Origin of the sequence: Xanthomonas sp. LF02-5 (genome assembly GCF_034105325.1) — a bacterium.
GTDB classification, from domain to species: domain Bacteria; phylum Pseudomonadota; class Gammaproteobacteria; order Xanthomonadales; family Xanthomonadaceae; genus Xanthomonas_A; species Xanthomonas_A sontii.
Genome location: NZ_JAXGGF010000002.1, coordinates 297,802 through 321,684, shown reverse-complemented (window position 1 = coordinate 321,684; position 23,883 = coordinate 297,802). Strand labels below are relative to the sequence as shown.

20 protein-coding genes and 1 pseudogene are annotated in these 23,883 nt (G+C 69.6%); 16 read left to right on the top strand and 5 right to left on the bottom strand.

What is annotated here, in order from left to right:
• Positions 1-21 precede the first annotated feature (21 nt).
• From SLW52_RS07480 to SLW52_RS07465, 4 genes are all read left to right on the top strand, one after another.
• Positions 22-1,038 carry a 3-oxoacyl-ACP synthase III gene (locus SLW52_RS07480; protein WP_017907736.1) on the top strand — a complete coding sequence of 339 codons (1,017 nt, stop codon included), beginning with the start codon at positions 22-24 and terminating at the stop codon, positions 1,036-1,038.
• Positions 1,039-1,156: 118 nt separating this feature from the next.
• A complete protein-coding gene (locus SLW52_RS07475) occupies positions 1,157-2,329 on the top strand; it encodes a Fic family protein (RefSeq protein ID WP_173003392.1) in 1,173 nt (390 codons plus the stop codon).
• 85 nt (positions 2,330-2,414) lie between these two features.
• Positions 2,415-3,320 carry an alpha/beta fold hydrolase gene (locus tag SLW52_RS07470; protein ID WP_320739876.1) on the top strand — a complete coding sequence of 302 codons (906 nt, stop codon included), beginning with the start codon at positions 2,415-2,417 and terminating at the stop codon, positions 3,318-3,320.
• 258 nt (positions 3,321-3,578) lie between these two features.
• The gene (locus tag SLW52_RS07465) at positions 3,579-4,058 is read left to right on the top strand and encodes a hypothetical protein (RefSeq protein WP_017907733.1); all 480 of its coding nucleotides are present in this window, start codon (positions 3,579-3,581) and stop codon (positions 4,056-4,058) included.
• Between the two features lie 177 nt (positions 4,059-4,235).
• On the opposite strand, the gene SLW52_RS07460 is transcribed toward SLW52_RS07465, so the two are convergent.
• Positions 4,236-4,610 carry a YkgJ family cysteine cluster protein gene (locus tag SLW52_RS07460; protein ID WP_017911452.1) on the bottom strand — a complete coding sequence of 125 codons (375 nt, stop codon included), beginning with the start codon at positions 4,608-4,610 and terminating at the stop codon, positions 4,236-4,238.
• Between the two features lie 145 nt (positions 4,611-4,755).
• Between SLW52_RS07460 and oleC the strand changes: the two genes are divergently transcribed.
• From oleC to SLW52_RS07420, 8 genes are all read left to right on the top strand, one after another.
• Positions 4,756-6,417 carry an olefin beta-lactone synthetase gene (gene oleC, locus SLW52_RS07455; protein ID WP_043090305.1) on the top strand — a complete coding sequence of 554 codons (1,662 nt, stop codon included), beginning with the start codon at positions 4,756-4,758 and terminating at the stop codon, positions 6,415-6,417.
• A gap of 100 nt (positions 6,418-6,517) precedes the next feature.
• Positions 6,518-7,528 (top strand): 2-alkyl-3-oxoalkanoate reductase, encoded by a 1,011-nt coding sequence (gene oleD / locus SLW52_RS07450; RefSeq protein ID WP_295965798.1) that lies wholly within the window; start codon positions 6,518-6,520, stop codon positions 7,526-7,528.
• 63 nt (positions 7,529-7,591) lie between these two features.
• Positions 7,592-7,750, top strand: coding sequence for a DUF1328 domain-containing protein (locus SLW52_RS07445; protein WP_003468167.1), 159 nt, complete (start codon positions 7,592-7,594; stop codon positions 7,748-7,750).
• A 181-nt stretch (positions 7,751-7,931) separates the two neighbouring features.
• Positions 7,932-9,887, top strand: a complete 1,956-nt coding sequence (locus SLW52_RS07440; RefSeq protein WP_320739875.1) for a S9 family peptidase — start codon at positions 7,932-7,934, stop codon at positions 9,885-9,887.
• A gap of 79 nt (positions 9,888-9,966) precedes the next feature.
• Complete coding sequence (locus SLW52_RS07435; RefSeq protein ID WP_017907728.1) at positions 9,967-10,608, top strand: SCP2 sterol-binding domain-containing protein; 642 nt, start codon at positions 9,967-9,969, stop codon at positions 10,606-10,608.
• Positions 10,605-12,263 (top strand): ubiquinone biosynthesis regulatory protein kinase UbiB, encoded by a 1,659-nt coding sequence (gene ubiB / locus SLW52_RS07430; RefSeq protein ID WP_017911447.1) that lies wholly within the window; start codon positions 10,605-10,607, stop codon positions 12,261-12,263. Before SLW52_RS07435 ends, ubiB begins: the two co-directional genes overlap by 4 nt.
• 26 nt (positions 12,264-12,289) lie before the next feature.
• Positions 12,290-12,865 carry a class I SAM-dependent methyltransferase gene (locus SLW52_RS07425; RefSeq protein WP_320740080.1) on the top strand — a complete coding sequence of 192 codons (576 nt, stop codon included), beginning with the start codon at positions 12,290-12,292 and terminating at the stop codon, positions 12,863-12,865.
• 159 nt (positions 12,866-13,024) lie between these two features.
• Positions 13,025-13,810, top strand: a complete 786-nt coding sequence (locus tag SLW52_RS07420; RefSeq protein WP_320739873.1) for a pseudouridine synthase — start codon at positions 13,025-13,027, stop codon at positions 13,808-13,810.
• A gap of 690 nt (positions 13,811-14,500) precedes the next feature.
• Here SLW52_RS07420 and SLW52_RS07415 read toward each other — a convergent pair.
• On the bottom strand, positions 14,501-15,025 hold the full coding sequence (locus SLW52_RS07415; RefSeq protein ID WP_017907724.1) for a DUF2059 domain-containing protein: 525 nt from the start codon (positions 15,023-15,025) through the stop codon (positions 14,501-14,503).
• 164 nt (positions 15,026-15,189) lie between these two features.
• On the opposite strand from SLW52_RS07415, the gene arfB reads away from it, so the two are divergent.
• Positions 15,190-15,621 carry an alternative ribosome rescue aminoacyl-tRNA hydrolase ArfB gene (arfB, locus tag SLW52_RS07410; RefSeq protein ID WP_320739871.1) on the top strand — a complete coding sequence of 144 codons (432 nt, stop codon included), beginning with the start codon at positions 15,190-15,192 and terminating at the stop codon, positions 15,619-15,621.
• A 51-nt stretch (positions 15,622-15,672) separates the two neighbouring features.
• Entirely contained in the window at positions 15,673-16,227 is a 555-nt protein-coding gene (locus tag SLW52_RS07405; RefSeq protein WP_017915508.1) for a lysophospholipid acyltransferase family protein, read from the top strand.
• 640 nt (positions 16,228-16,867) lie between these two features.
• Here the strand turns inward: SLW52_RS07405 and SLW52_RS07400 are convergent.
• The 3 genes from SLW52_RS07400 to SLW52_RS07390 all read right to left on the bottom strand — a co-directional run bounded on the left by SLW52_RS07400 (position 16,868) and on the right by SLW52_RS07390 (position 21,642).
• Positions 16,868-19,912: a TonB-dependent receptor gene (locus SLW52_RS07400; protein ID WP_320744237.1), complete on the bottom strand. Its 3,045-nt coding sequence runs from the start codon at positions 19,910-19,912 to the stop codon at positions 16,868-16,870.
• Positions 19,913-20,030: 118 nt separating this feature from the next.
• Positions 20,031-21,089, bottom strand: coding sequence for a FecR domain-containing protein (locus tag SLW52_RS07395; RefSeq protein WP_295914884.1), 1,059 nt, complete (start codon positions 21,087-21,089; stop codon positions 20,031-20,033).
• Positions 21,070-21,642, bottom strand: coding sequence for a sigma-70 family RNA polymerase sigma factor (locus SLW52_RS07390; RefSeq protein WP_017911627.1), 573 nt, complete (start codon positions 21,640-21,642; stop codon positions 21,070-21,072). Before SLW52_RS07390 ends, SLW52_RS07395 begins: the two co-directional genes overlap by 20 nt.
• 157 nt (positions 21,643-21,799) lie before the next feature.
• Here SLW52_RS07390 and SLW52_RS07385 point away from each other — a divergent pair.
• Together SLW52_RS07385 and SLW52_RS07380 are read left to right on the top strand one after the other, a co-directional pair.
• Positions 21,800-22,564, top strand: a pseudogene (locus SLW52_RS07385) (cyanophycinase); the annotation flags it as partial.
• Positions 22,565-22,780: 216 nt separating this feature from the next.
• Entirely contained in the window at positions 22,781-23,746 is a 966-nt protein-coding gene (locus SLW52_RS07380) for an isoaspartyl peptidase/L-asparaginase (protein WP_232757215.1), read from the top strand.
• The last annotated feature ends 137 nt before the right edge of the window (positions 23,747-23,883 follow it).

Here is a 23,883-nt window from a genome sequence, read left to right as displayed (position 1 = left end):
CTGACCCTGGCGTACACCTCGATGCTCTTCACCAACGTCTCGATCGCGGGACTGGCGCATATCGACGCGCCGCACACGCTGACCTCCAAGCAGATCAACGCGCGCCTGCAGCCGACCCTGGACCGGCTGCGGATCCGGGCCGACGTGCTCGGCGACATCGCCGGCGTCCACGCGCGGCGCATGTGGGACCAGGACCTGCAGGCGTCCGACGTGGCGACGCTGGCGGCGCGCAAGGCGATGGGCGATGCGGGCATCGAGGCTGGGCAGGTCGGGCTGCTGGTCAACACGTCGGTGAGTCGCGATTACCTGGAGCCGTCCACCGCCAGCATCGTCGCCGGCAATCTGGGCGTGAGCGAGCAGTGCATGACCTTCGACGTCGCCAACGCCTGCCTGGCCTTCATCAACGGCATGGACATCGCGGCGCGCATGATCGAGCGTGGCGATATCGACTATGCGATGGTGGTCGATGGCGAGACCGCCAACCTGGTGTACGAGAAGACCCTGGAGCGGATGGCCTCGCAGGATCTGACCGCCGACGCCTTCCGCGACGAAATGGCGACCCTGACCCTGGGGTGCGGTGCCGTGGCGATGGTGATGGCGCGTACCGACCTGGCACCGGATGCGCCGCGCTACCGCGGTGGCGTGACCCGCTCGGCCACGCAGTGGAACACCCTGTGCCGGGGCAACATGGACCGCATGGTCACCGACACCCGCATGCTGCTGATCGAAGGCCTCAAGCTGGGCCAGAAGACCTTCGCCGCCGCGCGGCAGGCGCTGGGGTGGGCGGTGGACGAACTGGACCAGTTCGTCATCCACCAGGTCAGCCTTCCGCACACCAAGGCCTTCATGAAGAGCTTCGGGATCGACCAGAAGAAGGTCATGACCATCTTCGGCGAATACGGCAACATCGGCCCGGCCAGCGTGCCAATCGTGCTGAGCAAGCTGCGCGAGCTGGGCCGCCTGAAGAAGGGCGACCGGATCGCGTTGATGGGCATCGGCTCGGGCTTGAACTGCTCGATGGCCGAGGTGGTTTGGTAAGCGCCAGGCGCAGGACAGGCGCGCAAATTTTCCTTGCGCGCCGTATTTGGGTGTTTAGAAAGAAATTTGCTAAATTTCTTTCTTAAGAGCCGTCTCCGGCCACGGCAAGGATTGCCTGATGTCGTCTCGACGCTGTACCGGACACTATGTCCCCGGGTCGCTGGCGGGCAGCCGTTATCAGGCGTTCGTTCCTGATCCGCTGCCGCCCGAGCCGCCGCTGCAGTTGGCGGCGCCGCTGCTGATCGCGCGCAAGGAACAGGCCGACCAGGCGCTTGGTCGCCTCGATGGCATCACCCTGATGCTGCCGGACCCGGAGCTGTTCCTCTACCACTACGTGCGCAAGGAAGCGGTCCTGTCCTCGCAGATCGAGGGCACGCAATCGTCGCTGTCCGATCTGCTGCTGTTCGAACTGGACGAGGCACCGGGTGTCCCTCTGGACGACGTCGAAGAAGTCTCCAACTACGTCGCTGCGCTGAACCACGGGCTGCGGCGCTTGCGCGAGGATGACTTCCCGCTGTCGCTGCGCCTGATCCGCGAAATGCACGCGCTGCTGCTGCAAGGTGGGCGTGGCGCCGGCAAACGTCCGGGCGAATTCCGTTCGGGCCAGGTCTGGATCGGCGGTGCCTCGCCGGCGTTGGCGCATTTCGTGCCGCCGCCGCCGGAAGCCCTGGATGCGGTGCTGGCCGCCTTCGAGCGCTTCCTGCACGCGCCTGGCCGCGACGTCTCGCCGATGGTCAAGGCAGCCTTGGCGCATGTGCAGTTCGAAACCATCCATCCCTTCAGCGATGGCAACGGCAGGCTGGGGCGGCTGCTGATCGCGTTGATCCTGTGCAACGAAGGTGTGCTGCGCGCGCCCAGCCTGTACCTGAGCCTGTTCTTCAAGCGCCATCGCGCGCGTTACTACGAGCGCCTCAACGCGGTACGCACCGAGGGCGACTGGGAAGGCTGGCTGGATTTCTTTCTCGAGGGCGTTGCAGACACCGCGCAACAGGCGGTGTCCACCGCGCAGCGCCTGCTGGCACTGCTGGCGGCCGACCGCGCACGTATCGCCGGATTGGGAACGCGCGCTGGCAACGTGGGCCTGGTGTACGAGCAGTTCGCCCGTCGTGTCCTGCTGGGCGTGCCGCAGGTCCAGCCGCATTTGCCGCTCAGCGCACCGACGATCCGTGCCGCCATCCGCACCCTGCAGGATCTGGACATCGTCAACGAACTCACCGGGCAGCAGCGGCACCGCGTGTTCGCCTATCAGGCTTATCTGGACATCCTCAGCGAGGGTGCGCAGCCGTTATGAGTTCCCCAACGCCGCACGCCGACGGCAATGCATCATGCGCCGCGGCGGTGCCGTCTTCCTCTTCCATCTCGCATCGGTCCCCCGCATGAACTACCCCGGCTATCCCTTCACCCCGCAGCGCTTGCAGGTCCGCCCGGGGCTGCACATGTCCTATCTCGACGAAGGCCCGCGCGACGGCGAGGTGGTGGTGATGCTGCACGGCAATCCGTCGTGGAGCTATCTGTGGCGCACGCTGGTGAGCGGGCTGTCGGACCGCTACCGCTGCATCGTGCCCGACCACATCGGCATGGGCCTGTCGGACAAGCCGGACGATGCGCCGGGCGCGCGGCCGGGCTACGAGTACACCCTGCAGTCGCGCGTGGACGACCTGGATGCGTTGCTGCGGCATCTGCGCATCGACGGGCCGGTGACGCTGGCGGTGCACGACTGGGGCGGCATGATCGGTTTCGGCTGGGCGCTGTCGCACCATGCGCAGGTGCGTCGCCTGGTCATCACCAATACCGCGGCGTTCCCGCTGCCGGCGGCCAAGCCGATGCCGTGGCAGATCGCGATGGGCCGGCACTGGCGCCCGGGCGAGTGGTTCATCCGCACGTTCAATGCGTTCTCTTCGGGCGCGTCGTGGCTGGGTGTGTCGCGACGCATGCCTGCCGCTGTGCGTCGCGCCTACGTGGCGCCGTACGACAGCTGGGCCAACCGCATCTCCACGATCCGCTTCATGCAGGACATTCCGCTGTCGCCGGCCGACAAGGCCTGGTCGCTGCTGGCGCGGGCGGAGCAGGCGCTGCCGTCGTTCGCCGATCGCCCGGCCTTCATCGGCTGGGGCCTGCGTGACATCTGCTTCGACCATCATTTCCTGGAAGGCTTCCGCCGCGCGTTGCCGCAGGCCGAGGTGATGGCCTTCGAGGATGCCAACCACTACGTGCTGGAAGACAAGCACGAAGTGCTGGTGCCGGCGATCCGCCGGTTTCTGGACGCGCATCCGCTGTCTTGAGCACGCACGCCGGACAGATCCGGCGTTTTCCTGCGGCGCGCCGTATCGGCGCGCCGCGCATGCAGGAAAGGCATTGCCGCGAGGTGCGCCGCGACGCCGCCGCCGGCGTTGCGCCGTGGATCGTCTACACGGGCGCGCGCAAACTGCTACCGATTGCCGTGATGCAACATTGTTGGCTGGGTACAGTCGCCGCTGACGTGCGCGTCGCGCGGAAGCGGACGCTGCACGCAATCGGACAGGAGACAGAGAGTGAAAGCGATGGCGATGGCGATGCTGTTGACGGCGATGAGCGTGCCTGGTGCGCATGCGGAAGACCTGACCACGTCCGCGGACGGCAAGACGCTGACGGTCGGATTCGGCCAGCCCACCTGGAAGCAGGTGCTGCACTACCGCAAGCTGTACGACAAGAAGCCGTTCCCCGATGCGGAGATCTATTACTACAGCAACGGTATGTACAAGATCATTTCGCAGGGTGAGAACCACTACGGCGTGTACGTGCTGCAGGGCAGCTTCGACGACCAGACCTACACGATCCGCTTCATCTCGCTGCCGTCGGAGGACTGGGGCAACAAGACCGCCTTCCACCAGTTGACCTTCATCCGTGGCGAGGACAGGAACGTCTTCATCCAGAACGCGATCGTCGATACCGGCGAGGCCATCGCCCAGCAGAACGGCACCTACACCCTGGAAAAGAACACCGTGACCAATCCGGTGCCGACGGCGTGGAAGCACCGCTGAGCCAATGCGGCGCGCGTCCGCCGCTCTTCGGGTGCCGCCAGGATGGGCGTTTGCAGGAGTTTGCGTAGGAGCGGCTACAGCCGCGATCGGGCGTTGCCGGGAACGCGGATCGCGGCTGGTCCCGCGGCGACAAGGGCAGATGCTACGGCCCCCCTGCCGTGTTGGCGCCGCCGCCGCTCAGGCGTCCGGCAGATTGCGTTCGACCACGCCGTCCCAGTCGGCCAGGGTCAGCAGCGGCAGGCCGTGCGCCAGCCGCGACTTGTCGCATTGCGCGCTGCGTTCGCCGAATTCCAGCGAGGCCGGCACTGCCGCACACACCGACGGCCTCCGCTCGTGGATGCTGCAGCGACTGTAGCGGCCGATGTCCGCGTCCAGGGCGATGCAGCGAGGCTGCGCTTGCGAGGTGCCGCGCATCACCCGCTCATGGGTGCGCAGCGGTTCGGTCAACTCGAACGGGACCCTGCCGCCCAGCGCGGGATCGGCTTCGCTCCAGTGGAAACTGACGCGGAAGTAGGCGCAGCAGGCGCCGCAGGTGAGGCAGGGATGGGACATGGCGGCCGGGCCTTGCGCGGCGAACAGCGTGGGGGGCGCGGCATTCTGACCGAACCGGAGCGCGCTGCAAGCATTCCGGTATTCAGCCGCGGCTGCCGCGGCCGGGATGTCGGCTGCGGCCCGGCGCATCGGCGATAATCGGCGCATGACCACGACCTGCAACATCGCGGCGACGCTGCCGCGGCTGGCGCGCGAGCGCCCGGACCAGATCGCCATGCGCTGCCCCGGCCGGCCCGGCCCCGGCGGTATGGCGGCCTACGACGTGACCCTGAGCTATGCGCAGCTGGACGCGCGCAGCGATGCCATCGCCGCCGGCCTGGGCGCCTACGGCATCGGCCGCGGCACCCGCACGGTGGTGATGGTGCGGCCGTCGCCGGAGTTCTTCCTGCTGATGTTCGCGCTGTTCAAGGCCGGCGCGGTGCCAGTGCTGGTCGATCCGGGCATCGACCGGCGCGCGCTCAAGCAGTGCCTGGACGAGGCGCAGCCGGAGGCCTTCATCGGCATTCCGCTGGCGCAGCTGGCGCGGCGTCTGCTCGGCTGGGCGCGCTCGGCGAAACGGATCGTCACCGTCGGCCGGCGCTGGGCCTGGGGCGGCACCACGCTGGCGCGGATCGAGCGCGCCGGCCAGGGCGCCGGCAGCCAGCTCGCAGACACGGCCGCGGACGACGTCGCCGCGATCCTGTTCACCAGCGGCTCCACCGGCGTGCCAAAGGGCGTGGTCTACCGGCACCGGCATTTCGTCGGCCAGATCGAGCTGATGCGCAATGCCTTCGACATGCAGCCCGGCGGGATCGACCTGCCGACTTTCCCGCCGTTCGCGCTGTTCGACCCGGCGCTGGGGCTGACCTCGGTGATCCCGGACATGGACCCGACGCGTCCGGCCAAGGTCGACCCGCGCAAGTTGCACGATGCGATGCAGCGCTTCGGCGTGACCCAGCTGTTCGGCTCGCCGGCCCTGATGCGGGTGCTGGCCGACTACGGCAAGCCGTTGACCAACGTGCGCTGCGCCACCTCGGCCGGCGCGCCGGTGCCGCCGGACGTGGTGGCGCGGATCCGCAGCCTGCTGCCGGAGGACGGCCAGTTCTGGACACCCTACGGCGCCACCGAGTGCCTGCCGGTGGCGGTGATCGAGGGCCGCGAGCTGCAGGACACGCGCGCGGCGACCGAGCGCGGTGCCGGCACCTGCGTCGGCACGGTGGTGCCGCCCAACCAGGTGCGCATCATCGCCATCGACGACGCCGCGATTCCGGAGTGGAGCGGCGTGCGCGAAGTCCCCACGGGCACGGTCGGCGAGATCACCGTGGCAGGCCCGACCGCCACCGACACCTATTTCAACCGCGATGCGGCCACGCGCCTGGCCAAGATCCGCGAACGCCTGGACGACGGCAGCGAGCGCGTCGTGCACCGCATGGGCGACGTCGGCTATTTCGACGCGCAGGGCCGGCTGTGGTTCTGCGGGCGCAAGACCCAGCGCGTGGAAACCGCGCAGGGACCGCTGTACACCGAACAGGTGGAGCCGATCTTCAACGCGCTGCCGGGCATCGGCCGCACCGCCCTGGTCGGCATCGGCGCGCCGGGGCAGCAGCGCCCGGTGCTGTGCTACGAGCTGGAAGTGGGCGCCATGCTCTCGAGCGGCCCTGAACTGCAGGCGCTGCAGCAGCGACTGCGCGATACCGCTGCCGCGCATGCGCACACGGCCGGCATCGTCGATTTCCTGAGCCACCCGGGCTTTCCGGTGGACATCCGCCACAACGCCAAGATCGGCCGCGAGAAGCTGGCGCTGTGGGCCGCGGAACAGCGCAAATGAGCGCGCGCAGCATGGGGACCGGCGCGCCTGCGCAGCCGGACACCGTTGGCGCGGCGCATGGCCGGCCCCAGAATGGCCGCCCTGACGATGGAGTGTGGCGATGAAGATCGTGGTGACCGGTGGCGGTGGTTTCCTGGGCCAGGCGCTGTGCCGCGGGTTGGTGGCGCGCGGGCACCAGGTGGTCAGCTACAACCGCGGCCACTACCCGGAACTGCAGGCCTTGGGCGTGGCCCAGGTGCGGGGCGACTTGGTCGACGCGCAGGCGCTGCAGCATGCGCTGGCCGGGGCCGATGCGGTGTTCCACAACGCCGCCAAGGCCGGTGCCTGGGGCAGCTACGACAGCTATTACCAGCCCAACGTGGTCGGCACCGAGAACGTGCTGGCGGCCTGCCGCATGCACGGCGTGTCGCGCTTGGTCTACACCTCCACACCGAGCGTGACCCACCGCGCTACTCATCCGGTCGAAGGCCTGGGCGCGGACCAGGTGCCCTACGGCGAGGATTTCCAGGCGCCGTATGCGGCGACCAAGGCGATCGCCGAGCGCATGGTGCTGGCCGCCAACGACGCGCAATTGGCGGTGGTGGCGCTGCGCCCGCGGCTGATCTGGGGGCCGGGCGACAACCAGATCCTGCCCAAGCTGGTCGCGCGGGCGCAGGCTGGGCGCGTGCGTCTGGTCGGCAGCGGCGACAACAAGGTCGATTCCACCTACATCGACAACGCCGCGCAGGCGCACTTCGATGCCTTCGAGCACCTGGCGGTGGGCGCGCCCTGCGCCGGCAAGGCCTACTTCATCTCCAACGGCGAACCGTTGCCGATGCGCGAACTGCTCAACAAGCTGCTGGCCGCGGTCGGCGCACCGGCGGTGACCAGGACGCTTTCGTTCAAGGCCGCCTACCGCATCGGCGCTGCCTGCGAAACCCTGTGGCCGCTGCTGCGCCTGCGCGGCGAGCCGCCGCTGACGCGGTTCCTGGCCGAGCAGCTGTGCACCCCGCACTGGTACAGCATGGAGCCGGCGCGACGCGACTTCGGCTACGTGCCGCAGGTAAGCATTGAGCAGGGACTGCAGCGGCTTGCGTCCTCATGGCGCCACGACATGCCCGTCACTCCTTGACGACCCGCGGTTTCCGAAGATGATGCCGCGCCGATTCGGCACGACAACCTTCTGGACATTGCCATGCTGCATTACGCCATCATCTTCTTCGTGATCGCCATCATCGCCGCCGTGCTCGGTTTCAGCGGCATCGCCGGCGCGGCGACCAACATCGCCTGGATCCTGTTCGTGGTGTTCCTGATCCTGGCGGTAATCTCGATGTTCCGCCGCGGCAAGGTGTAGTTAGTAGCCGCGACAATCGAACCTCGATGCTTGCCCGCGGCGCCCTGCGTCGCGGGCAAGTCGTTTCTGGGCTCCGCGCCGCGAGGGCGCCTGCCGCCCGGAGGCAGCGCGGCGGGGCAGGGCTGGACGTTCCGCTCGGCGCTTGTCACCATCCTCCGCTCAGGGGACAGGGGCGGATCGAATGCGAGCGTGGATCGTGTGGGCAGGCCTTGCGCTTGCGGGGAGCGCGTGCGCGCAGGTGCCGCCGGTGGACCTGGCGCCGTATCTGCAGCGCGACCAGTTCGACCGGGTCAAGATCTCCCCGACTGGCGCCTACTATGCAGTGATCGCGCCCCTCGAGGACCGCACCGTGCTGGCGGTGATCCGGCGCAGCGACAAGCAGGTCTCGGCCAAGATCATGGGTCAGGCCGATTCGGTGGTGCACGATTACTGGTGGGCCAGCGACGAGCGCATCGTGGTGTCGATGGCCGAGCGCCTGGGCGCACTGGACCGCCCCGTGGCGATCGGCCAGCTGCATGCCATCGATGCCGACGGCAAGAATGCGCGCTTGCTGGCCAGCCCCTACGGGCTCAACGACAGCGTCAACGGCGTCACCTACAAGGCCGGCCTGGATCCGTCGGTGTTCATGCTCGACACCTTGCCGGACGACCCGCGCGCGGTGCTGGTGTCGGTGGTGGAGCAGACCAAGGACCCCACCGTGCATGTGGACAGGCTCGACATCTACAACCACCGACGCACGCCGGTGGCGCGCGCCCCGGTGGCGCGTGCGGACTTCGTCACCGACCACGGCGGCCACGTGCGCTTTGCGCAGGGTGCCGAGACCGGCAGCACGGTCAACAAGCTGTTCTACCGCAACGATGACGCCAGTCCGTGGCGGCTGATCAACGACGAAGCCAGCAGCGGGCATCGCAGCTTCCCACTGGGCTTTTCCGCGGACGACAGGATCGCCTACCTGCAGGTTGAGCAGGCCGAGGGGCCCGACACGGTGGCGGCATGGGATCCGCAGAGCGATCGCACCACGCCGCTGCTGCGCGATGCGAAGGTCGATCCCTACCAGGTGCTGCGCGACCTCGATGGCCGCACCCCGATCGGCGTGTCGTTCATGAGCGACCGCGTGCATAACCGCTTCTTCGACGAGACCGCGCCGACGGCGCGGCTGTACCGCGCGCTGGAGCAGGCCTTCAATGGCGATGCGGTGTACATCACCTCCGCCACCGCCGATCGGCGCCTGCTGATGCTGTACGTGTGGAGCGATCGCAACAACGGCGATTACTTCCTGTTCGACACCGCGGACAAATCGGCCAAGCGGGTCCTCAGCCGTCGCGAATGGTTCGTGCCGGAGCGGATGCCGTCGACCCGCGAGGTCGCCTTCAAGGCCAGGGATGGGATGGCCCTGTACGGTTATCTGACCCTGCCGCTGCAGGCGCCGGCCGGCAAGCCGCTGCCGATGGTGCTGTTGCCACATGGCGGGCCGTTCGGCCTCTTCGATGGCTGGGAATTCGACGACGATGCGCAGGTGCTGGCCGCAGCCGGCTACGCGGTGTTGCGGGTGAACTACCGTGGCTCGGGCAACTACGGCCGCGCCTATACCCAGGCCGGTGCCCGGGAGTGGGGCGGGCGCATGCAGGACGATCTCACCGATGCCACCCGCTGGGCGATCGACCAGGGCATCGCCGATGGCGCGCGTATCTGCATCTACGGCGCCAGCTACGGCGCCTATGCCGCGCTGATGGGCGCGGCGAAGGAGCCGGACCTGTACCGTTGCGCGGCCGGCTACGTCGGCGTCTACGACCTGGAAACGATGTACCGCGATCAGGCCAGGTACGCGCGCTGGACCAAGGCCTGGGCCGGCGACTGGCTGGGCGAACGCGACAGCCTGGCGGCGCGGTCGCCGGTCAATCTGGCTGCGCGCATCCGCGTGCCGGTGTTCCTGGCGGCCGGCGGCAAGGACGAGCGTGCGCCGATCGAACACACCGAGCGCATGGAAAAGGCGTTGAAGAAGGCCGGGGTGCCGGTGGAGTCGTTGTATTTCCCCAACGAGGGCCACGGCTTCTATACCGAGCCGCACCGGCGCGCCTATTACACGCAGTTGCTGGCGTTCCTGAGCAAGCACCTGGGCGGCGCGCAGGCGCAGTAGCGGTTGGCGATGGCATGGGCGGGACATCTGTCTCGCCCTGCGCACGGCCTGGCGACGTGTCTGCCGCTAGAATGCGGGGATGTCTGGATCCCCCCTCGATGCTCTCAAGCCCCTGGCCGGCCGCGCGCTGGAAGCGGCGCTCAATCGCGCGCTGGCGCTGGACCCGGAAACCGGCGAGGCCCTGCGCGACCTCGACGGCCAGCGCGTGGCGCTGACCCTGGAGGCGCCGGCACTGGCTCTGCAGATCCGCGTCGACGGCACGCAGTTGCGGGTCGGCCCGGTGGATCCGGCGCAGGAGCCGGAGCTGGCGGTGCGCAGCACCCTCGGCGGCCTGCTCGCGCAGTTGCCGTTCCTGGCCCAGGCCCGGCGCCCTGGCGGCCCCGGCGGGCGGGTGCGGGTCTCCGGCGATGCCGAACTGGCGCGGCGCCTGCAGCAGCTGGCGACGCGCTTCGATCCGGACTGGCAGCGGCCGTTCGTGCAGGTGTTCGGCGAGGTGCTCGGCGTGCAGGTGGCCAACACCGCGCGCTCGGCCCTGCAGCAGGCCCGGCGTAGCGCGCAGGACTTGGCGCAGAGCGCGGCCGAGTATGTCACCGAGGAGTCGCGCGACGTGGTCGCGCGCGCCGAGCTGGAGGCCTTCTACGACGACGTCGACGTGCTGCGCGACGACATCGAACGCCTGGCCGCGCGCGTGGCGCGGCTGCAGCCGGAGCGCGGCGCATGAAGGCGATGTTCCGCGCCAGCCGCATCGGCCGGGTGATCCTGCGCTATCGCCTGGACGACCTGCTCGACGGCACCCCGGCCGAGCGCTGGCTGCGCCTGGCCAAGCCGTTCGTGCCGCGTGCCAGCCCCGACATCGCTGCGCAGTCGCGCGGCGCCCGGCTGCGCCTGGCGCTGCAGGACCTGGGGCCGATCTTCGTCAAGTTCGGGCAGATCCTCTCCACCCGGCGTGACCTGATGCCGCCGGACGTGGCCGAGGAACTGACCCTGCTGCAGGACCGGGTGCGCCCGTTCGACGGCGAGGCGGCGCGGCGCATCGTGGAACAGGCGTTGGGGCGGCCGATCGCGGTGGCGTTCGCGACCTTCGACACCGAACCGCTGGCCTCGGCCTCGATCGCGCAGGTGCACGCGGCGACGCTGCACGACGGCCGCGAAGTGGTGGTCAAGGTGCTGCGCCCGGACATCGAGCGGCAGATCGACGCCGACATCGCCTTGCTGAAATCGGCCGCGGCGCTGGTCGAGCGCACCCATCCGCGCGCCGACAAGATCCGCCCGCGCGAGGTGGTGGCCGAGATCGAGACCACCCTGGCCGCGGAGCTGGACCTGCAGCGCGAGGGCGCCAACGCCAGCGTGTTGCGCCGTTTCTGGCTGCACTCGGACGACCTCTACGTGCCCGAGGTGATCTGGACCCACACCGCGGAGCGCGCGCTGACCCTGGAGCGGGTGCGCGGCATCCCCTCCGACGACATCGCCTCGCTGGACGCCGCCGGCATCGACCGCCGCGCGCTGGCGGCCAAGGGCGTGCGGGTGTTCTACACCCAGGTATTCCGCGACAACTTCTTCCATGCCGATGCGCACGCCGGCAACATCTGGGTCGACAGCGACCCGGCGCGCCGCGACAACCCGCGCTTCATCGCGCTGGACTTCGGCATCATGGGCCAGCTCTCGCAGGAAGATCAGTACTACCTGGCCGAGAACTTCATGGCCATCTTCAACAAGGACTACCGCCGCATGGCCGAGCTGCACGTGGAGGCGGGCTGGATGCCCGCCAACGTGCGCATCGACGAGCTGGAGGCGGCGGCGCGCTCGGTGTGCGAGCCGTACTTCACCCGGCCGCTGTCGCAGATCTCGCTGGCCGAGGTGCTGATCAAGCTGTTCCGCGTGGCCCAGCGCTACCAGCTGACCCTGCAGCCGCAACTGATCCTGCTGCAGAAGACCCTGCTCAACATCGAAGGCGTCGGCCGCCAGCTCGATCCGGAACTGGACATCTGGGCGGTGGCGCGGCCGGTGCTCGAACGCATCCTCATCGAGCGCTACAGCCCGCAGCGGGCGCTGCACGAACTGCGCAAGCGCCTGCCGGAGATCATGACCCACGCGCCGGACATGCCGCGGCTGATCCACGGCTGGCTGCGCCAGCAGGTCGAGGGCCGGCACGAGCTGTCGATGCGCTCGCGCGACCTGTTCGAACTCAACCTGCTGGTGCGGCGCATGCAGCGGCGGGTGGTGGCGGCGATCGCCGGCGTCGGCCTGCTCACCGTGGCCACGCTGCTGTACGCGCTCGACGCGGGCGGGCCGCAGCTGGGCGGGGTGTCGCTGTGGGCCTGGATCAGCGGCGGTGCCGGCACCGCGGCCTTGCTGTCGGCGTGGTGGCGGCGCTGAGCGTGGCGGCGCTGGATCGCGCGCGGCTGCACGCGGTGCGCGCCGAACTCGGTGAGGAAGGTCCGCGTCACGATGCAGGCCAGCCCGAGCGCGCGCAGCGCCTGCTCAATATCACCCCGGAGACCGGCGAACTGCTGGCGGTGCTGGTGCGCGCCACAGGTGCGCGGCGGGTGCTGGAGATCGGCACGTCCAACGGCTATTCCACGCTGTGGCTGGCCGAGGCCGCGGTGGCACTGGGTGGCGGCGTGACCACGCTGGAATATGCCGCGCACAAGATCGCGCTGGCGCAGCGCAACTTCGCCCACGCCGACGTGGAGGGCTGCGTCGACCTGATCCACACCGATGCCGGCGCGTGGCTGGCCACCGCGGGTTCGGCCACGTTCGACCTGGTGTTCCTGGACGCCGAGCGCACGCTGTATTGCCACTGGTGGCCGCAGCTGCGTCGCGTGTTGCGGCCGGGCGGTCTGCTGGTCGTGGACAACGCGTTGTCGCACGCGACGGAGATGGCGCCCTTCGCCGCGCTGTTGCAGGCCGATGCCGCGTTCACCTGCACCACGTTGCCGGTCGGCAATGGCGAGTTGTTGGCGGTCAAGGACGCGTAGCGTCGGCGTCGAAAGTCGCGTCTTCCCAGGTAGCGGTGGACCGTCGCGCCACAGCGACACGCCATCCAGGCGCGGCATCCCGGTCGCGCATCCAACGCAATGCGGGTGTCTCCGTGCCGGATCGTGCCGACGCATCGCGCGTCTGGACGCGGCCAGACGATGCGCATTGTGGCGCGCCGATGCGGCACGGATAATCCGCAGGTGAATACCGCCGAAGCCCCTTTGCAGATCCTCTACCAGGACCCGCTGCTCGCCGTGGTCGACAAGCCCGCCGGGCTGATGGTCCACGACAGCAAGCTCGCCCGCGGCGAGGACGATTTCCTTGCCGATCGCCTGCGTGCGCAGTTGGGCCGGCCGATCTTCCTGGTGCACCGGCTCGACCGCGCCACCAGCGGCTGCCTGCTGCTGGCCTTCGACCGCGACACCGCCAGTGCGCTGGGCAAGGCGCTGATGGGGGGCGAAGTGGACAAGGATTACCTGGCGATCTGCCGCGGCTGGCCGGCCGAAGACCGCTTCGAGGTCGACCACGACCTCGACGGCGGCCCTGGCAAGCCGCTGAAGAAACCGGCGCAGACCCGCTTCGCGCGCCTGGCCTGCGGCGAACTGCAGGTACCGTCGGGCGAGTTCGCCACCTCGCGCTATGCGCTGCTGCGCTGCAGCCCGGTGACCGGGCGCTTCCGGCAGATCCGCCGCCACCTCAAGCACCTCTCGCATCACCTGATCGGCGACACCAGCCATGGCGACGGCCGCCACAATCGCATCTTCCGCATGCAGGGCGTGCACCGCATGCTGCTGCACGCCGAACGTTTGGCGTTTCCGCATCCGGACGGCCATCGGATCACGGTGACGGCGCCGCTGGATGCGGAGTTCGTGCGGGCGTTCGGGTTGTTCGGGTGGGATGCGGCGCCTTGGCAGGTGGATGTGGGACGGGGTGTGGCGGGGTAGCACCGCTCCCACCATGAGGCTGTCGTCGCAGTAGGGGATGCCGCTATGCGGTGATTTGCTTGAGGCGGAACGCTTGTAAGCGAAGTGCCGATGCTTCCGTGGCGGGTTGCTAACGAAGCTGAGCTTCGTCTAACGTCTTGGACTGAATTCAATAGTTTTCAGGGGGATATATGTGGAACAAGGTTCGCTGGGCACGTGCTGCCTCGATTTTTCTCGTGCTGCCAGTTTCAGCAATGGCAGGAGACGGGGCTGGAAAGGTGATACAGGTCATCGCACATTCGCATGATGTCGTATTTTTTCCCTCGATGGTCCCCACACGAACGCGCCTGCATGTTCCAGCACGCCGTGGTCGTTGTCGTTGGCGACCAACTCAGGAAGAGCCCAGTACGCCTTGCTACTGAGCGCGGTCGCACAAGGCAAAGCGGTCACCGTTCATGGAACAGGGGATTGCTCGGCGTGGGGAGATCGCGAAACGGCCGAATACATTCTGATCGATAACTGAAATGCTGTGCTATGCGATCGGGCCCTGCGAGTCTCGAACGATCGATCGTGCTGATAGTGCAATCATAGAAAGCACTCGTACATGCCCGGGCAGCGAACCATAGGAGTGGCTTCAGCCGCGACCGAGCTTTATCGGTAGGCCCGGTCGCCGCCGAAGCCGCTCCCGCGACGCGCAGGGACAGCGCTGTGTCACTTGGCCGGCGGCGCGTTGACCGTCTGTTCCAGGTCCTTCTGCAGGTCGGCGAACAGCGGGGTCATCTTCTGCTGGATCGCGCCCATCAGGTTCTGCATCAGCTGCGGGGTCTTGTCGAGCAGGCTCTGGCCGGCCGGGCTCTCGTAGAACTCGGCCATGGCCAGCACGTCCTGCTTGGAGAAGGTCTGCTTGTACAGGTTGACGTAGAGCGGACGCATTTCCTGCCAGGACAGCGCCTTGCGCACGGTGGCCTGGGTACGCTCCTGTATCTGCTGCAGCTTCTGCTGCTGGGCGGCGTCGAGCGGGTGCTGCGCGGTGAGCTGGGCGAACTGCTGGCGCTGCATCGCCTCGATCTGCGGCAGCATGGTGTCGAGCATGTTCTGCGCGCGCGAGGCCGATAGCAGGCGGTTGACGTCGGCATCGGTGGGCGGTTCGGCCAGCGCCGGGAGGGCGGCCAGGGCCAGCAGCAAGGCCAGCAGCAGGCGCTGCGGCCACTGGAAGAAGCGCGGAATCGGGGGCATGGAGCATCCTGCAGAACGATGACCGGCGGCCAGAATACGGCAATCGCCGCGCCGCCGCCGCCGCGCGTGGGGACGTGCGACCGGCCGGCGTCCGCTCCCTGGCTCGTTCAGGCGGTGCCGACACGGAAACCGGGCGGTCTGGCGAATACCCTACAATCCGCGCCATGGGTAACGGGGCCATCCACATCTCGAGCAGCCTGACGATTCCGGAGGACGAAATCGTCGAGCGCTTCGTGCGCGCCAGCGGCGCCGGCGGGCAGAACGTCAACAAGGTCGCCACCGCGGTCGAGTTGCGTTTCGACCTGGCCGGCTCGCCGTCGCTGTCGGAGCCGCTGCGTGCGCGCCTGCTGGCGCGGCGCGACCGCCGCATCACCGCCGACGGGGTGCTGGTGATCGATGCGCAGCGCTTCCGTACCCAGGACCGCAACCGCGACGATGCGCGCCAGCGCCTGGCCGAGTTCATCGCCGCCGGGCTATCGGTGCCCAAGCGGCGCATCGCCACCAAACCCTCGCACGGCGCCAAGCTGCGACGCCTGGACGCCAAGCGCGAGCGCAGCCAGATCAAACGCGGCCGCTCGCCCGGCCGCTGGGAGTGACTTTTGACCGAACGCGATTACCGCCTGCCCGCAGCGCCCCCGAACATGCCGATGGTCAGGCCCAGCCGCTTCATGCGCTGGCTCGGCCGCACCGCCTTGCGGCTGACCGGCTGGCGGGTCGTGGGCGAGTTCCCCAACGTGCCCAAGCTGGTGATGATCGTGGCCCCGCATTCGTCCAACTGGGACGGGTTCCTGGGCTTCGCGGTCAAGTTCGCGGTCGGCTTCGAGGTGCGCGTGCTGGGCAAGACCCAGTTGTTCTGGTGGCCGCTGGGACCGCTGCTGCGCAGGCTCGGCGGCATCCCGCTGGACCGCAACTCGCCGCGCGGCGTGGTCGAACAGGCGGTGGCGCTGATCCGCGGCGCCGAACGCATGTGGTACGTGATCACCCCCGAGGGCACGCGCAAGCGCGTGGAGAAGTGGAAGACCGGGTTCTGGAAGATCGCCCACGGCGCGCAGGTGCCGATTTTCCCGGTGTACTTCGACTACCCCAGCCGCACCGTCGGCCTCGGCGAGGTGGTGTGGACCGGCGAGGACATGCAGGCGGACATCGCCGCGATCCGCGAATGGTACCGGCCGTGGCGCGGCAAGCATCGCGATACCTTGTGACGGGCAGCGGCGGCTGACGGCGGCGCCATCCGCCGTTTTGCCCGACGGCACAAACCGATGCCGTAGGAGCAGCGCATGGGTCGGATGTTGTTGTGGGAGGGACTTCAGTCCCGACGCAGCAATGTACCAGGTGGCTTTGGTCTTCACTCGTTGCGGCTGAAGCCGCTCCCACAAGTGCCGCCCCAGGATCGCCGGAAGACTGCACTGTGTGGCGGATCTCAGTCCGACGCAGAAAGGTGCCAAGTGGCTTTGGGCTTCACTCGTCGCGGCTGAAGCCGCTCCCACAAGTGTGGCGCCAGGATCGCTGGAGGACTGCACTGTGTGGAGGATCTCAGTCCGACGCAGGAAGGTGCCAAGTGGCTTTGGTCTTCACTCGTCGCGGCTGAAGCCGCTCCCACAAGTGCGGTGCCAGGATCGCTGGAGGACTGCACTGTGGGAGGAACTCAGTCCGACGCAGGAAGGTGCCGGGTGGCTTTGAGCTTCCCTCGTCGCGGCTGAAGCCGCTCCCACAAGTGCGGTGCCAGGATCGCTTGAGGGCTGCACTGTGGGAGGGACTTCAGTCCCGACGACGGACGGTGTCAGCCGACCTTTCGCTCGTCGTGGCTGACGCCGCTCCCACATGCAGGCCTTGACCCCGGCGCTACAGCGCGCTGCCGCCGAACTTCTGCGTGTACTGCAGGTACACGCTGCGGCCCACGGTGTCGAACCAGGACACGTCGTAGTACGGGTACGACGTATAGGTGCGGTCGTGCGGCGGCATCTTGTCGAACAGGTTGGTCACTGTCAGCGACAACTGCGCGTGGTCGGTGAAGCGGTACTGCAGCGAGGCGTTGTAGCGGTAGGTCGCGCCGATCCACGGGCTGTCGCCGCTCTCCGGGTCGTAGACCTGGTCGTAGGAATCGGAGGTCGGCAGGCGGCCCAGGCGTTCGCCGTGCAGCGTCGCGGTCCAGGCGTTGCGCTCCCAGGACACGCTGGCGCTGGCCTTTGTGCGCGGGATGTCGTAGCCGCTGTTGACCGCGAACTCGTCCACCATCGCTTCGCCGGCGTACACCTGGATGTCGTGGCGGCGCACCCAGGTGTAGTTGCCGCTCAGGCGGAAGGTGCCGATGCCGGTATCGAGGCGGTACTGCGCGCTGAGGTCGATGCCGTTGGTGCGTTCGCGGGCGATGTTGATCGGGTTGACGTAGACCCCGTACAGGCGGCCGTCGGCGCTGCGGGTGACCCGTGCCAGCGCCTGCTGGCAGGTGGTGGAGGTGGCCTGCAGCACGCCGAGGCGGCAGTCGGCCTCGTCGCGCAGCACCTGGTCCACGCGCAGGTCCTGCACCTGGTCGCGCATGTCGATGTTGAAGTAGTCCACCGACAGGTCCAGGTCGGCCATCGGCGACCACACCAGGCCGGCGGTCCACGAGGTGCTGTTCTCCGGGTTCAGCGCGCGGTTGCCGCTGCGGCCGCGGATCACCGCCTCTTCGTTGTAGCTGCAGTCCTGGATCGCCACGCCCGGTTCCTCGCTGGCGCAGCGGTAGTAGTCCACGCCGGTGGTCTCGTCGTTGCCGGGGCCGGCATACACGTAGTGCAGGTCGGGGGCGCGGAACGCGGTGCCGTAGGAGGCGCGCACCAGCAGCGTGTCCACCGGCCGCCACTCCAGCCCGCCGCTGTAGGTGAACTTGCCCAGCGAGCGCCCGGCGAAGCGGTACTGGTCGTAGCGCCCGGCCAGGCTCAGCGACACCGTCGACAGCACCGGCAGGCGCAGCTCGCTGGCCAGCGCCCAGCGGTTGCGGCTGCCGTGGCCGTCGGAGTCCTTCCAGCTGTAGTAGTAGTACTGCGTGGCCAGCGGATCCGGGCGCAGGTTGTAGGCCTGGTTGCCGAATTCGGCGGTCGCCGCCATGCCGGCATCGCCGCCGGGCAGCGAGAACAGCGCGGTGTTGGTGGCGGTGAAGGCGAGGGTGTCGGTGCGCGAGCGCGGCTGGTACACCGTGCGCTGGGCGATGCTGTCGTACTCGGCACGGCTCAGCGGCGTGTACAGGCGCTGCGGGTCGGCGTTGAAGATCGGCAGCCCCGAGTCTTCGTCCACGCCCAGCTGCGGGCCGAGGAACAGCGCGTTGGCGCGCGCGGCGACGATCTGCGGCCAGCTGATGGTGGCCTGGTACTGCGAGTGGCTGAGGCTGGTCTCGTAGTCCCAGTCCGCGCCCAGGTGGCCCTTGAAGCCGGTGGTGACGCTGAAGGTCTTCTGCCGGGTGCGGATGGTGCCGGCGTTGAGGCCGCCCATTTCTTCCGGGCTGAACTGGCGCCCCCAGGCTTCCACCTGGTCGGTGGCCTGGTTGTAGAAATAGCCCTGCTCGTTGCCGTCCGGGGCCATGTAGCCCCACTGGGTCACGTCGCGGAACAGCGACAGCTCGTGGTAGCCCACCTGCACGTCGGCGAACCACTCGCTGCCGTTGTCGAAGGCGTAGCGCAGCGAGGCGTAGCCGTTGAGGCCGCGGCGCTTGTTGGTGATGGTGCCGTAGCCGATCGAGGCGCTGCTGCCGCAGAACGCGCCGTAGCCCGGGCGGGTGGCGTAGCCGGTGCTGCCGCCGTTGAGGCCGGACACCGCCGCGCAGGTGTCCGCGCCCGGGTCCAGGTAGTCGTCGTTGCCGTCGGTGCGCAGGAAGGTGCGGCGCGGCACCTGCGAGCGTGTGGTGGGGCCGTCCAGGGTGCTGTCCTGGCGGCTGCGCTCGTAGGCCCACAGCGGCGTCTGCGAGACCAGTTCGGCGCCGAACACCGCGTCGAAATTGCCGCGCGACCAACCGCTGCTGAGGCTGAGGTTGAAGCTCTCGCCGCCGCCGCGGGTGGTGTCGCCGAAACGGTAGTCCAGCGTGGTGCCGTCGGCGTGCTTCTTGAGGATGAAGTTGACCACGCCGGAGATCGCGTCCGAGCCGTAGATCGCCGAGGCGCTGCCGGTCAGTATCTCGATGCGGTCGATCATGCCCAGCGGGATGTTGGAGATGTCGGTGAAGTTGCTGCGGCCCTTGAACGGCATCGGGAAGTCGGCGATGCGGCGGCCGTTGACCAGCACCAGGGTGTGGTTGGGGCCGAGCCCGCGCAGGTCCACCTGCTGCGCGCCGGGCGAGAAGTCCGCGCCGCTGGCCGACTGCGGGCTCTGCGTCTCGCCGCCGTTCTGGGTCATCGCGCGCAGCACGTCCGGCACCGAGGTGAAGCCGTTGGCCTTGATCTGCTCGGCGCTGATCACGCTGATCGGCGCGGGGCCTTCCACCTGCGTGCGCGGGATGCGCGAGCCGGTCACGCGCAGGGTGTCCAGTTGCGCCACCGGCGCCACCGGCGCCTCGGCCGCCGCGGCCGGCGCCGGCGCGGCGGCACGGACCGGCTGCGCGCGGGCCGGGGCCGGCTCCTGGCGCCGCACCAGCCACGCGCCGGAGGGGTCGCGCTGGGCGACGAAGCCGCTGCCGCGCAGCACCTGCTGCAGCGCCTGTGCGGTGTCCAGTTGGCCGTGCGCGCCGCCGCTGCGGGCCTGGCCCAGTTGGTCGGCGCGGTAGATCAGTTGCGCGCCGGATTGCCGCGCCAGGGTGTCCAGCGCCGCGCGCAGCGGGCCGGCGGGGACGTCCACCGTGCCGGTGGCGGCAACGGCAGCGGGTTGCGCCTGCGCCGCACAGGCGCTCGCACAGGCCATGCTCAGCAGCAGGGCACGCATCGGATACCGCATCGAGTTTTCTCCCCAAACGGGCGCGGAGCGCGCCTCAGTAGCTCCAGACGAACGAGACCGACAAATCCCCCCGCCGCCGCGCCCGCCCGGCGCGGCGCGGGACGGCTTACCGGCTGTGCAACAACACCGTGTCGCCGTGGCGCTCGGCGCGGATCGGGAACCCCTGTTCGAGCAGGCGCACGAAGGCGTCGACGTTGGACCAGCGCACGTTGCCGCCGACCCGCAGCGCCGCGGCACCGGCATCGGCGACCTGCAGCTTGACCGTGTTGTAGCGGTTGAACTCGGCCACCGCCGCCTGCAGCGGGGTGTCGTCGAAACTCAGGTAGCCGCTGCGCCAGTCCAGCGCGCGCTCGGCCTCGGCCAGCGCGACCCGGCGTACCAGCACCCCGTGCGGCCCGGCCTGGGCGATGCTGCCGGCATGCAGCAGCAGCGGCGGCGCCTGCGGCGCGCCCGCCGATTCCAGCCGCACCGTGCCTTCGGTGACCACCACGCGCAGCGCATCGGCCTCGCGGCGCACCGCGAAGCGCGTGCCCACCGCCACCACCCGGCGCGCGCCGCTGTCGACCACGAAGGGCCGGCCCGGGTCCTTGCTCACCGCGAAGAACGCCTCGCCGCGCTGCAGGTCGATGCGCCGCTGCGCGCGCGACAGCGCCACCGCGATGCGGCTGTCGCTGCTCAGCGTGGCCTGCGAGCCGTCGGCCAGGGCCACCGGGCGCAGTTGGCCGGTGACGCTGGCATAGGCGGTCGGCACCGGTTCGACGGCATGCCGCCAGACCAGGGACAGCACCGCGGCACCGAGCAGCGCGGCCGCCAGCGCCGCCGGCCAGCGCCGTCGCCGCGGCGTACGCGGGCGCGGGGCGAAGCGCAGGCCGCGCAGGTCCGGCGCGGCGGTGGTGGCCGTGGCGGCCGGCGCCAGCGTGCTGCGGCCGCCCAGACCCTGCCAGCGGCCGCGTTCGGGCACCTGCCCATCGCGCTGGCCGGCGCCGAGTGCCTGCAGGCGCCCACTCTCCTGCCAGGCGGCCTGCAGGCGCAGGAACGCCACCCGGTGCGCGGTGGCTGCGGCCAGCCAGGCATCCAGGCGCGCCTGCCGTGCGTCGGACCAGTCGTCGCGGTCGCGCCGCGCCAGCCAGGCCGCCGCACGCGCCTCAATCCACCTGCTGTCCATCGCGTGCCCGCGCCTGCATCGGCTTCGCCGGCGCCGCCGCGCCCTCGTCGCCATGGAAATGATCGGCCAGCAGGCGCATGCCCCGGGCCACGTGCTTCTCCACGCTCTTCTCGCTGATTCCCAGGCGCACGGCCACCTCCTTCTGCGGCAGTTCCTCGACCCGCCGCAGCCAGACCACGCTGCGGCAGCGGTCCGGCAACCGGTCGAAGGCCGCCGCCAGCCGGCCCAGCACCTGCCGTCCGCCGCACCAGCGTTCCGGCGACAGCTCGTCTATCAGGACGTGCATCGACTCCAGATCCCCCACTGCCTCGATCGACACCACCCGGTTGCGGCGCAACCGGTCGGTCATCAGGTGCCGCGCGGTGGCGAACAGGAACGACTTGGGCAGGCTCGGCCGGGCCTTGCCGGCGGCCTCGTAGACGCGCACGTAGATCTCCTGGCGCAGGTCGTGCCACTCCTCGCGATGCGGCCAGCAGCGCCGCAGGTAGCCGCTGAGCGCCTGCTCGTGGACGAGGATTTCTTGGACGAACCAATCGTCTAGGGAAGCGGACATGGATCCCACATTAGCCGATCGCCGGTGCGTGCGGGCAAGTGCCGCGCGCGCCGACGTGGGAGGGTGACGGCGGCGGGGGGAAACCGTGCCGCCGTTCGTCCCCTCTCAGCAACGAGCCGCACGCTCGCCTGCCCGCCCCGTTCACGAGGAGATCCGCATGACCCGTTCCGTCGGCATGTTCCGGCCCTGGATGTCGCTGCTGCTGGGCCTGTGCCTGGCCACGCCCGCCGTCGCGCGCGATTACCGCCAGTACCTGGTCGGCGATCCGGCCGCGCCCACACCCGGCCCGGTGTCGCCCGGCCTGCTGCTGATGGGGGGCGGCGACCGCAACTACGACGCGCTGCGCTGGTTCATGGCCAAGGCCGGGCACGGCCACGTGGTGGTGCTGCGCGCCTCGCAGGCCAACGAGGTGGGCGAGGAGTTCTACCGCAAGGTCGGCGGCGTGGCCTCGGTCGAGACGTTCGTGTTCAGCGGCCGCGGCGCCTCCAGCGATCCGGCGCTGCTGCGCGCGCTGGCCCGCGCCGACGGCATCTTCATCGCCGGCGGCGACCAGTCGCGCTACGTGCGCTACTGGAAGAACACCCCGGTGGCCGACGCGCTGGACGCGCACGTGCGCGCCGGCAAGCCGCTGGGCGGCACCAGCGCCGGCCTGGCGATGCTGGGCGAGTACCTGTACGGCTCGATGGACGGCGGCAGCATCACCAGCCCGGCGGCGCTGGCCGATCCGCTGGGGCCGGCGGTCACCATCGAGACCGACTTCCTGCACCTGGACCTGCTCAAGCGGGTCATCACCGATACCCACTTCCGCGAGCGCGACCGCCTCGGCCGCCTGTTCGCGTTCCGCGCCAAGGCCGCCACCCTGGCGCCCAAGGGGGAGCCGCTGATCGGCCTGGGCGTGGACGAGAGCGCCGCGCTGGCGGTGGAGGGCGACGGTACCGCGCGCGTCTATGCCACCGATCCGCAGGCCGTGGCCACCGTGGTCGCCGGGCCGCTGCAACCGCCCACCCCGGCCGGGCAGCCGCTGCAGGCCGCCCGCATCGAGACCGTCGGGGTCGGCCCCGGTTCCACCCTGCACCTGCCCGACGGCCGCGTCGAGGCACCGGTCTTCCACCGCTACTACGCGGTGCAGGACGGGCGCATGCGCGAGATTCCCGCCACCACCCTGGTGATCCATGGCGGCGCCGGCGTCGAGCGCGCCAGCAGCAGCCCGGCCGACCTGGCCGAGGCGCGCGCGGCCATGGAGAAGGCGCTGCGTACCGGGCAGGCGCTGCTGGCGCAGGGCAAGCCGGCGGTGGATGCGGTCGCCGCGGCGATCACCGTGCTGGAGGACTCGCCGCAGTTCAACGCCGGCAAGGGCGCGGTGTTCACCCACGACGGCCGCAACGAACTGGACGCGGCGATCATGGACGGGCGCACCGGCAAGGCCGGCGCGGTGGCCGGCGTGCACCGGGTCAAGAACCCGATCGAACTGGCGCGCGCGGTGATGGACCAGTCCGAGCACGTGATGCTGGTCGGCGATGGCGCCGAGGTCTTCGCAAAGCAGCACGGGATCGCGCTGGTCGCGCCGTCCTACTTCCGCACCGAGAAGCGCTGGCAGCAACTGCAGCAGGCGCTGAAGGAAGAAGCCAACAAGCAGGCGCACGCCGATCTGGAGACCGCCAAGCACTTCGGCACGGTCGGTGCGCTGGCGCTGGACCTGCAGGGCAACCTGGCCGCCGGCACCTCCACCGGCGGCATGACCAACAAGCGCTACGGCCGCGTCGGCGACTCGCCGATCATCGGCGCCGGCACCTTCGCCGACAGCCGCTGCGCGGTGTCCGGCACCGGCTGGGGCGAGTTCTACATCCGCGCGGTGGCCGCCTACGACATCTGCGCGCGGGTGAAGTACGCCGGACAGAGCCTGGCCCAGGCCGCCGACGCGGTGATCGACCAGCAGATCCCCAAGGCCGGCGGCGACGGCGGTGCGATCGCGCTGGGCGCCGACGGCAGCGTGGCCTTCCCGTTCAACACCGAGGGCATGTACCGCGGCTGGATCGGCGCCGACGGCGTGCCGCACGTGGCCATCTTCAAGGACGAGGCGTTGCCGCTGCCCGGCGGGCAGTGAGCCTCGCGCGCCGGCGCTCCCTGCGGGGCGCCGGCCGTGCAACGCGTCGCGTGGCCGGCACCGTGAGTAGGGCGCTGGCGCCATGCCTGCGCCCGGCCATCTGTACGCCGGCTGGCTGCCGCGCCGGGCCGAGCCAA